This window comes from Amycolatopsis sp. NPDC047767, from assembly GCF_040704195.1.
In the GTDB taxonomy this organism is placed as follows: domain Bacteria; phylum Actinomycetota; class Actinomycetes; order Mycobacteriales; family Pseudonocardiaceae; genus Amycolatopsis.
Map to the genome: position 1 here is coordinate 82,736 of NZ_JBEYSJ010000026.1, position 12,529 is coordinate 95,264.

11 protein-coding genes are annotated in these 12,529 nt (G+C 70.9%); 1 reads left to right on the plus strand and 10 read right to left on the minus strand.

Annotated features, from left to right (window positions below; genetic code table 11):
- Nucleotides 1–69: 69 nt before the first annotated feature.
- From AB0878_RS35300 to AB0878_RS35330, 7 genes are all read right to left on the minus strand, one after another.
- Entirely contained in the window at nucleotides 70–1,482 is a 1,413-nt protein-coding gene (locus AB0878_RS35300; RefSeq protein ID WP_366584728.1) for a trypsin-like peptidase domain-containing protein, read from the minus strand.
- A gap of 79 nt (nucleotides 1,483–1,561) precedes the next feature.
- The gene (galT, locus tag AB0878_RS35305) at nucleotides 1,562–2,644 is read right to left on the minus strand and encodes a galactose-1-phosphate uridylyltransferase (RefSeq protein ID WP_366584730.1); all 1,083 of its coding nucleotides are present in this window, start codon (nucleotides 2,642–2,644) and stop codon (nucleotides 1,562–1,564) included.
- Nucleotides 2,641–3,441: a DeoR/GlpR family DNA-binding transcription regulator gene (locus AB0878_RS35310; protein WP_220244421.1), complete on the minus strand. Its 801-nt coding sequence runs from the start codon at nucleotides 3,439–3,441 to the stop codon at nucleotides 2,641–2,643. Before AB0878_RS35310 ends, galT begins: the two co-directional genes overlap by 4 nt.
- Before the next feature lie 104 nt (nucleotides 3,442–3,545).
- Nucleotides 3,546–4,976, minus strand: coding sequence for a HAMP domain-containing sensor histidine kinase (locus AB0878_RS35315; RefSeq protein ID WP_366584732.1), 1,431 nt, complete (start codon nucleotides 4,974–4,976; stop codon nucleotides 3,546–3,548).
- Nucleotides 4,973–5,665 (minus strand): response regulator transcription factor, encoded by a 693-nt coding sequence (locus AB0878_RS35320; protein WP_364049308.1) that lies wholly within the window; start codon nucleotides 5,663–5,665, stop codon nucleotides 4,973–4,975. Before AB0878_RS35320 ends, AB0878_RS35315 begins: the two co-directional genes overlap by 4 nt.
- Nucleotides 5,666–5,717: 52 nt before the next feature.
- On the minus strand, nucleotides 5,718–6,338 hold the full coding sequence (locus AB0878_RS35325; RefSeq protein WP_360593816.1) for a trimeric intracellular cation channel family protein: 621 nt from the start codon (nucleotides 6,336–6,338) through the stop codon (nucleotides 5,718–5,720).
- A 3-nt stretch (nucleotides 6,339–6,341) separates the two neighbouring features.
- Nucleotides 6,342–6,995, minus strand: coding sequence for a response regulator transcription factor (locus tag AB0878_RS35330; protein WP_366584735.1), 654 nt, complete (start codon nucleotides 6,993–6,995; stop codon nucleotides 6,342–6,344).
- Nucleotides 6,996–7,362: 367 nt separating this feature from the next.
- Between AB0878_RS35330 and rph the strand changes: the two genes are divergently transcribed.
- Nucleotides 7,363–9,951, plus strand: a complete 2,589-nt coding sequence (gene rph / locus AB0878_RS35335; RefSeq protein WP_366584737.1) for a rifamycin-inactivating phosphotransferase — start codon at nucleotides 7,363–7,365, stop codon at nucleotides 9,949–9,951.
- Nucleotides 9,952–10,001: 50 nt separating this feature from the next.
- Here the strand turns inward: rph and AB0878_RS35340 are convergent, their stop codons facing one another.
- The 3 genes from AB0878_RS35340 to AB0878_RS35350 all read right to left on the minus strand — a co-directional run bounded on the left by AB0878_RS35340 (nucleotide 10,002) and on the right by AB0878_RS35350 (nucleotide 12,518).
- Complete coding sequence (locus AB0878_RS35340; protein WP_366584739.1) at nucleotides 10,002–10,475, minus strand: DUF4190 domain-containing protein; 474 nt, start codon at nucleotides 10,473–10,475, stop codon at nucleotides 10,002–10,004.
- Between the two features lie 76 nt (nucleotides 10,476–10,551).
- Nucleotides 10,552–11,712, minus strand: a complete 1,161-nt coding sequence (locus AB0878_RS35345; protein ID WP_366584740.1) for a hypothetical protein — start codon at nucleotides 11,710–11,712, stop codon at nucleotides 10,552–10,554.
- Entirely contained in the window at nucleotides 11,709–12,518 is an 810-nt protein-coding gene (locus AB0878_RS35350; protein ID WP_366584742.1) for an ABC transporter permease, read from the minus strand. Before AB0878_RS35350 ends, AB0878_RS35345 begins: the two co-directional genes overlap by 4 nt.
- Nucleotides 12,519–12,529: the final 11 nt, after the last annotated feature.

Here is a 12,529-nt window from a genome sequence, read left to right on the forward strand (position 1 = left end):
TCAAGGGTCCGGCCCCTGCCCAGGGGGTCGAGCCGTGGTTGGTCTCGGCCGCGCCCGGCGGCCGAGCGATCAGTTTGCCGGTACGGGCTGGCCGCCGAGGGTCACCTGGACGGTGCGGCCGTCGGAGAGGGTGAAGGTCGCCTTCTCGTCGGGGGCGCGGGTGCGGACGGCCGCGATGAGCGTGTCGGCGCTGTCGATGGTGCGGTCGTCGATCTTCGTGACGATGTCGCCCGCCTTCAGGCCCGCCTTCTCGGCGGGGCTGCCCGGCGTGATGTCGCCGAGCTGGGCGCCGCCCTGCGGGGCGTCGGCGACCTTGGCGCCGATGAACGTCTGCGTGGCGTGGCCGGTCTTGATGATGTCGTTGGCCGTGCGGCGCGCCTGGTCGATCGGGATGGCGAAACCGATGCCGACGTTGCCGCCCTGCGACGCGCCGCCCTGGCCGCTGTTCGGGCTGTAGATGGCGGAGTTGATGCCGATGACCTGGCCGTTCATGTTCGCGAGCGGGCCGCCGGAGTTGCCGGGGTTGATCGCCGCGTCGGTCTGGATGGCGTCCATGACCGTGGTCTGGTCGGTCTCGTCGCCGCCGGCCTGCACCGGCCGGTGCAGGGAGCTGACGATGCCGGAGGTGACCGTGCCGCTGAGCTCGAACGGCGAGCCGATGGCGACCACCGGCTGGCCGACGCGCAGGTCGTCGGACCGGCCGAGCTCGACCGGGGTCAGGCCGCTGACGTTGTTGACCTTCACCACGGCGATGTCGGTCGTCGGGTCGCGCCCGACGACGCTCGCGGCGGCCTTCTTGCCGTCCTGGAACACGGCCTGGATCTGGCCGCCGTTGGCGGCGACCTCGACCACGTGGTTGTTGGTGAGGATGTAGCCGTCGGTGCTGAGCACGAACCCGGAGCCCTCGCCCGCGGCCGTGCGGCCGGAGACCTGCAGCTCGACGACGCTCGGCGACAGCTTCTGCGCGACGGACTCGATGGAGCCGGACGGCGCGTTGCCCGTCTGCTGCGCGGGCTTCGGCTGGTCGAGCGCGTTGACCGACGGACCGGACGAGCCGCCCGTGAGGTAACCGACGGTGCCGCCCGCGACGCCGCCGATGACGAGCGCGATCGCGGCGACGCCCGCCAGCAGCTTGCCCGGGCCGGACTTCTTCGGCGCGGGGGCCGGCGGAACGCTGTACGTGCCCGGAGCGGCGTACTGCTGCTGCGTCGTCCCACCGGTGGGCGGGTACGGGTTGTTGTAGCCCATCGGACCGGTCTGCGCACCCTGCGCGGACCACGGGTTCGCCGTGGCGTACCCGGGGTTCTGCTGCTGCGCCTGCTCGCCGTACGTGGGCTGCTCGCCGGAGGCGGGCGCAGGCGCGGGCGACGCGCCGGGGGCGGTGGGCTGACTCCAGGCCGCCTGACCCTCGGTGCCCGGCTGGGCACCCGGGTTCTGGCGACCCGCCGCGGAGTCGTGCGCGTGGGGGTCGTTCTCGGTCATGTCCTCACCTAAGCGGCCGGGCCTGAGAGGTTCCTGAGCCGAACCTGTGTTTCGGAGATGAGTATGCCGCGCCCGGTACTCAGCCCGCCGCGCGAAGGCGCTCGGCGATCTGCTCGGGCGTCGCGTCGTTGATCCACACGGCCATGCCGGACTCGGACCCCGCGAGGTACTTGAGCTTGTCCTTGGCCCGCAACACGGAGAACAGCTCGAGGTGCAGCCACGCAAGGTCGCGGTCGCGGCGCACGGGTGCCTGGTGCCACGCGGCGATGTAGGGCAACGGGCGGTCGTAGAGCGCGTCGCAGCGGCGCAGCACGTCGAGGTAGACGCGGGCGAAGTCGTCGCGCTCGGCGTCGGTGAGCGCGGGGATGTCGGGCACCTGACGGTGCGGCACGACCTGGATATGCACCGGCCAGCGCGCGGCCGGCGGCACGAACGCCGTCCAGTGCTCGCCCTCCACCAGCACGCGCGAGCCGGATTTCTGCTCCGTCGCCAGCACGTCGCCCATCACCGGGCGGCCGTGCTCTTCGCGGTACGCGCGCGCGACGTCGAGCATCCGCTCGGTTTTGGGCGTGACGAAGGGGTAGCCGTAGATCTGGCCATGGGGGTGCGAGAGCGTCACGCCGATCTCTTCGCCGCGGTTCTCGAACGGGTAGACCTGTTCGATGCCCGGAGTCTCACCCAGTGCGATTGTGCGGTCGGCCCACGCGTCCACGACCAGGCGCACGCGTTCGGGGCTCAGCTGCGAGAACGAGCCGCCGTGGTCGCTGGAGAAACACACGACCTCGCAGCGCGCGCGGCCCGGCGCGGTCGGCACGAGACCGAGCTCGTCCACAGTGGACGGATCGCCGTGCGCGTTCTGGGAGAACGAGGGGAAGCGGTTCTCGAACACGACCACGTCGTAGTCCGGTTCCGGGATCTCGGTCGGGCGCCCGGGTCCCGAAGGGTCGAGCGGGCACAGGTCGGCCGGCGGCTTGTACGTGCGCGTCTGCCGGTGCGCGGCCATGGCGACCCACTCTCGGGTCAGCGGGTCGAGGCGGATTTCCGACGCGGCGGCCACCGGCGGGAGGTCGCGGGTGTCCTCGGCGGTGCGCTCGTGCTCGCCGTCGTGGTCGAAGTAGATGATCTCCCGGCCGTCCGCCAGGTGTCGCAAGGTGCGTTTCACGCGTCTTCTGCCTCGAGGTTCTCCGCCGTTTCGGCGATCATCAGTTCTCCGACCCGCTCGGTGAGGCTCTCCCTCGCCGAGTCGGGAAGTCCGTCGTCGGTCACCACCACGTGGGCCTCTTCGAGGTCGGCGATCGTGGAGATGCCGACGGTGCCCCACTTCGTGTGGTCGGCGAGCACCACCAGCCGCCGGCCGGCCTCCACGAGCGCGCGGTCGGTCTCGCTCTCGGTGAGGTTCGGGGTGGTGAAACCGGCGCCCTCGGCCATGCCGTGCACGCCGAGGAAAACGAGGTCCAGGTGCAGGGAACGCAGGCTGTGCACGGCGACCGGGCCGACGAGCGCGTCCGACGGCGTGCGCACGCCACCGGTGAGCACGACCGTGCGGTCGGGTTGCGTGGACGCGCGCAGCACGTCGGCGACCTGGATGGAGTTGGTCACGATGGTCAGCCCCGGGATGGGGTCGAGCGCGCGGGCCAGCGTCCACGTGGTGGTGCCGGCGGACAAGCCGATCGCGGTGCCGGGCTTCACCAGGCCGGCGGCGAGCTCGGCGATGGCTTCCTTCTGCGCGCGCTGGCGCACGGACTTCGCCTCGAAGCCGGGCTCGTCGGTGCTCTTGCCGACCACCGACGTCGCGCCGCCGTAGACCTTCTCGACCAGGCCGCGGCCGGCGAGCACGTCGAGGTCGCGGCGCACCGTCATGTCGGACACGCCGAGGCGTGCGACGAGGTCACTGACCCGGACCGCACCGGTCCGGCGGGCCTCCTCGAGGATCACCGCCTGTCGCTGACGTGCGAGCACCACCACTCCTCAAGCACGAACCATCAACCACACAAAATCCTACACGATCAAACATGCAGTGCGTGGGACGTGCCACCCGGGGCGTCCCCCGGACGGGCGAGGAGTCAGCCGGGGGCGCCCGGCAGCCGGATCGTGAGGAGCGCACCACCTTCCGGGGCGTGCATGGCGTAGACCGCGCCGCCGTGGCGCTCGGCCGCCTGCTTCACGATCGACAGGCCGAGGCCGGAACCCGGCAGCGTACGGGCTTCCGACGAACGGTAGAAGCGGTCGAACACCTTGGGCAGGTCCTCGTCGGCGATGCCCGGGCCGGAGTCGGCGACCTCGACCACGGCCGTGCCGTCGCCGAGGGGCCGCAGCGTCACCCGCACGCGCGAACCGGACGGCGAGAACTTGACGGCGTTGTCCAGCAGGTTGAGCACGGCCCGTTCGAGCGAGCTGTTGTCGCCGGTGAGGACCCACGGCTGCAGGTCCACTTCGAACTCGATGTCCCCGGCGCGGCGGCGGGCGCGGTCGAGCGCGCGCTCGACGACCTCGACCAGCTCGACGCGTTCGGTCTGCTCGCGCGGCTCGTCCTGACGGGCGAGCTCCACGAGGTCGCCGATGAGCTGGGTGAGCTCGTCGAGCTGCCCGCGGATGTCGGCCTCGATGTCGGCGCGATCCTCCTCCGGCAGCGAGCGGGCGCCCGGCCGGCTGGCCGAGAGCAGCAGCTCCAGGTTGGTGCGCAAGGAAGTCAGCGGCGTGCGCAGCTCGTGGCCGGCGTCGGCGACGAGCTGGCGTTGCCGCTCCTGGGAGTCGGCGACCGTGCCGAGCATCGTGTTGAAGCTCTGGGTGAGGCGGGCGAGCTCGTCGTCACCGCTCACGGGGATCGGCCGCAGGTCGCCGGTGGCGGCGACGCGCTCGGCGGCCGACGTCAGGCGATCGACCGGCCGCAGCCCAGTGCGCGCGACGGCCGTGCCGGCCCCCGCGGCGACCACGATCCCGGCGCCGCCCACGAGGAAGAGGACGACGGCCAGCTCGTTGAGCGTGCGCTTGGTCGGCTCCATCGACTGCGCGAGCACCATGGCCTCGCCGTGCCCGGACGGCAGCGCGACCACGCGCGTGTCCGTGGCCACGTCGGTGCGCAGCGACCGCGGCGACTCCCCCGTGGCCACCGCGAGCTCCAACGGCCCGTACGGCGGCGGCGAGCCGGCCTGCGGGTAGATCAGCTTGTTGCTGTACGCGTTGAGCTGGCCGATCTGCAGGTCGGCGCTCGCCAGGAACGCGCCGGGCACCTGTTCGAGCTGCGTCTGCACCGGCGGCGAGTTCACGGCCGCCTGGGCGCGCGCGAGCAGGTTGTCGTCGAGCTGCTGGTAGAGGTTGCTGGACACGATCATGTACGCGCCCAGCGACACGAGCGCCACGGCACCGGCCACGCAGGCGGCGGCCAGCAGCGTCACGCGGCCGCGCAGCGAGAAGCGGCGCGTGCCCCAGCGGTCGCCGCGCGGGTCGGTGACGTCGACGGTCGGAACCGCGGTGCTCGTGGGGGCGTCGGTCACGGCGGGGTTTCGCGCAGGACGTAGCCCACTCCCCGCACCGTGTGGATCAGCCTCGGTTCGTTGCCGGCTTCCGTCTTGCGACGCAAATAACCGACGTAGACCTCCAGCGCGTTGCCCGACGTCGGGAAGTCGTAACCCCATACTTCCTCCAGAATCCTTCCGCGGGTCAGCACGTGCTTGGGGTACGAGAGGAACAACTCGAGCAGCGCGAACTCGGTACGGGTGAGGCTGATCTCGCGGCCGCCGCGGCGGACCTCGCGAGTGCCGGGGTCCAGCGTGAGGTCGGCGAACGACAGCACCTCGCTCGTCTCGCCCTGCTGCGTGTCCGGCACGGCGCGGCGCAGCAGCGCGCGCAGGCGGGCGAGCAGTTCTTCCAGGGCGAACGGTTTGGGCAGGTAGTCGTCGGCGCCGGCGTCGAGGCCGGAGACCCGGTCCGAGACGGTGTCGCGCGCGGTCAGCACGAGGATGGGCAGGTCGTCGCCGGTGCTGCGCAGCCGGCGGGCCACCTCGAGCCCGTCGAGGCGCGGCATCATCACGTCCAGCACCATCGCGTCCGGCCGGTTCGCGATGATCGTCTCCAGGGCCTGCGCACCGTCGCTGGCGAGCTCGACGGTGTACCCGTTGAACTCCAGGGACCGCCTGAGCGACTCACGGACGGCTCGATCGTCGTCCACCACAAGGATGCGCATGACGTCAGTCTTACGCAGAGTGCTGAGACCCGCCTAAGAACACACGCAGAACTCACAAAGAGTCGGTATCACCAGGCCGGGCCACGGGCGCGTTCCAGTGCCGCCACAGAGCCACCAGCCGAATCGTTACCACCACGGCCGCCGCGACGACCGTGACCGCACTCGACGGCAGTGGCAGAGCGTGACCGATCGCGACCAGCACCGCCCCGGCGAGCGCGGCGACGGCGTAGATCTCCTTGCGGAGGACGAGCGGGATCTCGCGCAGCAGCAGGTCACGCAGTGCGCCGCCGCCGATGCCGCTGGTCATGCCGATCAAGCACGCGGCGTAGGCGGTGGCGCCGGCGTTGAGCGCGATCGTCGTGCCGGCCGTCGCGAACACGCCCAGGCCCAGCGCGTCGGCGAGCAGCACCGCGCGTCTCAGCCGCGCGACCTGGGGGTGGAACGCGAACACGACGAGCGCCGTGGCCGCGCAGACGGCCAGGTACGGCCAGTTCCGCAACGTCGTCGGCGGGTGGATGCCGAGCAGGACGTCGCGGATGATGCCGCCACCCAGCGCCGTCGTGAGGCCGACGACGATCACGCCGAACACGTCGAGGCGCGCCCGCACGGCGGCCAGCGCCCCGGACGCCGCGAACGCCACCAGCCCGAGCAGCTCGAGCGCGGTGAGCACCATCGGCTACTGGTCGAGCAGCCCGCCGCGGTAGGCCAGCAGCGCGGCCTGCACACGGTTGGCGGCGCCGATCTTGGAGAGCACCGCGGACACGTACCCCTTCACCGTGGCCTCCGACAGGTGCAGCCGCCCGCCGATCTCGGCGTTCGACAGCCCCTGGCCGATCAGCGCGACGACCTCACGTTCCCGTTCGGACAGGCTCGCGAGGAGCTTGCGCGCCGGCTGCGCGGCCCGCTGCTCGTCGCGATGGGACTGAACCATGCGCGCCGCCACGCCCGGGTCGAGCACGGCGCCGCCTTTGGCCAGGTCACGGATGGCACGCAGGAGAGCCGACGGGTCGATGTCCTTCAGCAGGAAGCCGTTGGCGCCGAGCCGCAGCGCGAGGCTCACGTACTCGTCGATGTCGAACGTCGTCAGCATCGCGACCATCGGCGGGTCCGGCAGCGCGAGGATGGCCCGCAGCGCGCGGATCCCGTCGTCGGGCGCGCGCATCTTGATGTCGAGCAACGCCACGTCGGGGTGGTAGCGCCGCGCCACCTCCACCGCGGATCTGCCGTCGCTCGCCTCGCCCACGATCTCGATGTCCGAGGCCCCGGACATCATGGCGCGCAGGCCCGAACGAACCAGTTCCTCGTCGTCCGCGAACATGAGCTTGATCAACGAAGCCCTCCGGCAGCCGGTGGTCGAAGCGGCTCCCCGCTTCCCGTTAAGGAAGATTACCTACTGTTGTTCAAGGTTTCGAAACCAGACACGACCAGGTGACGCGACTGGTCCGGCCGGGTCCCGGATCGTGCTGGTCTCCGCCCGCCGGGGTCCCCCACACGGGTGGGGCCGGTCGTCGGTTGACCTACGGCCGTGAGCTTCAGAGGTGAATGTCCAGACCGGACGGAGGGGCGGAAGAGCAAGTACTCCTCCCGCCACTTTCAACCTATAGCGCACCCCCGCTCTTGTGGCAAGACCCCGGTCGTCGTTCACAATCGTCCGCCTCGGCCGGAATTCTCCGGCCCTGGAAAACGGGGGAACAAGAGTGGGTGGAACCGAGCTCGTGCTGGATTTCCGCGAGATCGACCGCAGTCAGATCGACCTCGTCGGAGGCAAGGGCGCACACCTGGGGGAGCTTTCGCGGATCGAGGGCGTGCGGGTGCCGCCCGGGTATTGCGTGACGACACGTGCGTTTCGGCGGGTGCTGGCGGAGGTGCCGGCGTTCGACAGCGCGCTGGACCGGCTGGCCCGGCTGGATCCCGACGACCGGGACCAGATCGCCGAGCTGAGCGCGCAGATCCGTGCGGTCGTGTCCGCGGCGGCCGTTCCGGACGACGTGGCGGCGGCGCTGATCGCGCCACTGGAGCCGGGAGCCGCGTACGCCGTGCGGTCCAGCGCGACGGCCGAAGACCTGCCGACGGCCTCGTTCGCCGGCCAGCAGGACACGTACCTCAACGTCGTCGGGCCGGCGGCGGTCCTCGAGCACATCCGGCTCTGCTGGGCCTCGCTGTTCACGGACCGGGCCGTGACCTACCGCCTGCGCAACGGGTTCGACCACGGCCGGGTCCACATGGCCGTGGTGGTGCAGCGGATGGTGCTGCCGGAGGCGTCCGGGATCCTGTTCACGGCCGACCCCATCACGTCGAACCGGAAGGTCACGACCGTCGACGCCGGGTTCGGCCTCGGCGAGGCGCTCGTCTCCGGGCTGGTGAACGCCGACAGCTACCGGGTGCGCGAAGGGGAGATCGTCGAGAAGACGGTGTCGGCCAAGCAGCTCGCCATCCACGCGGTGCCCGGTGGCGGCACGCGCGAAGACGCGATCGCGCCGGAGGAGCAGGAGCGGCCGGCGCTGACCGACGAGCAGGTGCTGGAACTGGAACGGCTGGGCCGCCGCATCGAAGCCTACTTCGGCCGGCCTCAGGACATCGAGTGGTGCCTGGCCGAGGGCGACTTCCAGGTCGTGCAAAGCCGGCCCATCACCACGTTGTTCCCGATCCCGCCCGCTGCCGACGAGGGCAACCACGTGTACCTCTCGGTCGGGCACCAGCAGATGATGACCGACGCGATGCGGCCGCTCGGCCTGTCCGTGTGGCAGCTGACCACGCCGCGGCCGATGGCGGAGGCGGGCAGCCGGCTGTTCGTCGACGTCACCCCGGGCCTGGCGACGAAGGCCGGGCGCGCCGGGTACCTGGAGATGATGGGTGCGTCGGATCCGCTGATGCGCGACGCGCTGCAGACCGTGCTCGACCGCGGTTTCCTGCCGGAGCCGACCGACGGCGGCGCCGCCCCGCTGCCGTTCGGCGTCGCACCCGAGCCGATCGAGACCGACTCCGCGATCGTCCACGAGCTGATCGCGGAGAACCAGGCATCGCTGGCCGCGCTCGAGCGTGGCATCAGGGAGAAACGCGGCGCGGAGTTGTTCGACTTCATCCTCGCGGACCTGCAGGAGCTGCGGCGGCTGTTGTTCAACCCGCGCAGCCACCAGGCGATCATGGCCGGGATGGACGCGACGACGTGGCTGAACGACCGGCTGCGCGAGTGGCTGGGCGAGGAGAACGCCGCAGACACGCTTTCGCAGTCCGCGCCCGACAACGTCTCGTCGGAGATGGGCCTCGCCCTGCTGGACGTCGCCGACGTCCTCCGTCCGCACGCGGCGGTGGTGGCGTTTCTGCGGACCGTGCGGAACGAGGGCTTCCTGGACGAACTTCCCGCGTTGCCGGGCGGAAGTGAGGCGCGAAAGGCGATCCAGGCCTATTTGGACACTTACGGTATGCGCTGTGTTGGCGAAATAGACATCACCCGGCCACGGTGGAGCGAACGTCCCAGCACGCTGCTGCCCGTGTTGCTCGGCAACGTCGACAACTTCGAACCCGGTGCGGCCCGCCGGCGTTTCGACCAAGGGCTGCGGGAAGCCGGGCAAAAGGAACAGGAACTGCTTTCGCGGTTGCAGGTTCTGCCCGACGGCGGCCGCAAAGCCGAAGAGACCAAGGCGATGATCGACCGGCTGCGCACCTTTGTCGGCTATCGCGAATACCCCAAGTACGGGATGATCAGCCGCTATTTCCAGTACAAGAAGGCGCTGCTGGCCGAGGCCGAGCGCCTCGTCGCGGCCGGCGTGCTCGAGGCGCCGGAGGACAGCTTTTCCCTGCGGTTCCAGGAACTGCACGAGGTCGCGCGCACCGGAGTCGCCGACGCCGACCTCATCCGCCGGCGCAAGGAACAGTTCGCGGCGGACCAGGCGCTCACCCCGCAGCGGGTGCTCACCTCCGAGGGCGAGACCGTCTCCGGGAGCTACCGGAGTTCGGACGCACCGGCCGGCGCGCTGCCCGGCCTGCCGGTGTCCACGGGGACGGTCGAGGGCCGCGCCCGCGTTGTCCTGGACCTCGCCGAAGCCGATCTCGAAGCCGGCGACATCCTCGTGACCGCCTACACCGACCCCAGCTGGTCACCGGCGTTCGTGACGATCGCCGGCCTGGTCACGGAGGTCGGCGGCCTGATGACCCACGGCGCCGTGGTCGCCCGCGAATACGGACTGCCGGCCGTCGTCGGCGTCAACCGGGCCACGCGGCTGATCCGCGACGGGCAGCGGGTCCGCGTGAACGGCACCCACGGCTACGTCGAGCTCCTCGACTGACGCCGGAGCCGTCGGGGATCCCCCGATCCCCGACGGCTCCACGGCTTTGGTCAGCGGTTCTGCACGTTGTCGTTGAACTGCTGCTGGCAGCTCTGGATCTGCGAAGAGTCGGTGCCGGCCTTGTTCAGGCAGTCCTGCAGGTCGTTGAGCTGGCTGCCGAACGACGCGAAGATCGAGCCGATCGCGATGAGGATCACCGCACCGATGACCAGGCCGATGCTGCCGGTCACGATGCCGGCGATGGCGGCGCCCTTGTTGGTCGCCTCACGGCGGTTGGCGCGCTTCACGCCGAGGATGCCGAAGATCAGCGCGAGAACGCCCAGGATGATGCCGCCCCACACCGTCCAGCACAGGACGAGGGCGATGATGCCCAGCACGAGGGCCGTGACGCCGAACCCGTTGCGCGGCGCGCCGCCGACGGGCTGCTGCTGCCCGTAACCGGCGCCGACCGGCGGAGCTGCGAACGGGGCACTCTGGCCGGCGGGGTACTGCTGGTACTGCTCAGGGTTGTCGGGCGTGCTCACGTACTTCACCTTTCCAGTGATGGGAACCGGAACTTTACGGCCCGGCGCACGCCTTATCGGGCGGATTGCCTGATCGTTACCAATCGTGCGGATCAAGGCCGACACGATCACCCGGAACCCGACATTTCCCCTGGCTGCGTGACAATCGCGCCGGCGTCGTCCTCGGCTGGCGCCAGGCGTCGAGCGCCGCGCGGCACAACGCCGTTCGCTCGACGTCGGCGGGGATGCCGAAGCTGCCGTCGGGCTGCTGCCGTGCCCGCAGGTGGTGCACCGCCGCGGTGATGACCGGACCGCGCAGGCCGTCGCGCGCCGCGGCCGACAGCAGGGTTGCGGTCCGGCCCAGGTCGCCGCGCCGGAACGCGATCACGAGTTCCTCGGGCAGCTCCGGGGCCGGGCGCGTTTCCCCGGACACCGGCACAGCGAGGGCGAGTTCGGTGACGAGCGTGGTGTGGTAGCACGTCCCGAACACGTACGCGGTGGCTTTCCGCCCGGTCAGCCGGGCCGCGACGGCCGGGTCGTGGAGCGGGCCCGCGACCGCGCCGTCGGCCCGCGCGGCGGTGGCGAGCCGGTGCCGGGCGGGCCCGTTCGCGAAGCCCATCAGCAGCGTGGTGTGGAAAAGCTCCGCACCCAGGTCGAAGTCGCCGTCCGCGAGGTGCGCGGCCAGCATCAGCCGGGTCGTCCGCGCCAGCGCAGCGTCCGTGGGCAACGCAGTCCGGCCGAACGCCGTGCCGTAGAAAACCGCGTGGGTCAAGGCGTAACAGTCGGCATCGGTCATCCGGAACGGATCGAGGTGTTGCCCTTCCCGCCACCGGTGGAACAGGCGGCGTGCCGAGGGCAGGTGGGGGTTCGCCAGCCCGCCGAGGTCGGTGACGTACCTCAGTTCCAGCGCGCCGATCCCGTCCTGGTTCGGCCGGACACCCGCGTCGAGCAGCGCCTGCGCCGCGGCCAGCAGGTCCGGACGGCGGGCCCCCAGCCGATCCATCAGCGCGAGCAGCCAGACGTGGTAGGTGAAGTAGGCGTCGCCGCGGTAGAGCCCGGCCCGGAACTCCGGCGTCGCGGTCAGCCGGCCGGCCAGCTCGAGCGCGGCGTCGGTGAGCGCGAGCCCGGGCACCTGGTCGCACAGCAGCAGCAGCTCCAGCAACGGACCACCGGCGAACGGCCGGGCCGGCAGGAACTCGTTCCAGACCCGTGGCTCGAACCACTCGAGGTGCGCCTCGAGCCAGTCGCACGAGTTCATCGCCCCACCCGCAGCCGCAACACGACCGAGAAGACCACGGCCAGTCCTCCGGTCACGGACAGGTCGAGCCACCACGGCAGGGCCCCGCCCGCCGGCACCAGCAGATGCCGCACGCCGTCGACCGCGTACGTCATCGGGTTGACCTTGAGCGCGACCGAAAGCCACGCGGGTCCGCCGTCCGGCCTGAACACCGAGCCGGAGAGGAACAACAGCGGGTACATCGCCAGCTGCACCGCCGACTGCAGAGTCTGCACCCGGGTGATCGCGGTTGCCAGAAACGCGCCGAACAGACCGAAAATCGCTCCGACGAGGGTGAACGCCGCCACACCGACGGGATAGGACAGCACGGTGAGCCGCAATCCCAGCAAGGGCGCGAACACCAGCATGACCGCGCTTTGCGCACCGGCGGTCACCGCCGTAGCGAGGACCTTGCCCAGCGGCAGGCACAGCCGCGGGACCGGCGCCACCAGCATCTCCCGCAGCGCACCGTACTCGCGGTCGAACGCGTAGCTCAGCCCGGAGCTCACCCCGAGCGTCACCACCTGGATCGCGATGATCCCGGGGAACACGTACGCGCTGAACGGGACACCGTCGACCGAGCCGATCATCCCGTCGAAACCGACCGCGTAGACGAGCAGGAAGAACACCACCTGCACGGCTTGCGCGACGAGCGTGCCGGGATGGCGTGCCTGCCGGTACAGATCACGCCCGGCGACCACGGCCAGCGCGCGGCAGAACTCGGCCCATGGTGCCCGAGCGGACTCCACCGTCGCCGGGACGGGCACGCGGATTTCCTGCACAGTCATGGTGTCCGCCT

Coding starts and splice junctions, on each gene's coding strand:
- AB0878_RS35300 (WP_366584728.1), bottom strand. CDS start 1,482: ATGACCGAGAACGACCCCCACGCGCACGACTCCGCGGCGGGTCGCCAG.
- AB0878_RS35320 (WP_364049308.1), bottom strand. CDS start 5,665: ATGCGCATCCTTGTGGTGGACGACGATCGAGCCGTCCGTGAGTCGCTC.
- AB0878_RS35325 (WP_360593816.1), bottom strand. CDS start 6,338: ATGGTGCTCACCGCGCTCGAGCTGCTCGGGCTGGTGGCGTTCGCGGCG.
- AB0878_RS35345 (WP_366584740.1), bottom strand. CDS start 11,712: ATGAACTCGTGCGACTGGCTCGAGGCGCACCTCGAGTGGTTCGAGCCA.
- AB0878_RS35350 (WP_366584742.1), bottom strand. CDS start 12,518: ATGACTGTGCAGGAAATCCGCGTGCCCGTCCCGGCGACGGTGGAGTCC.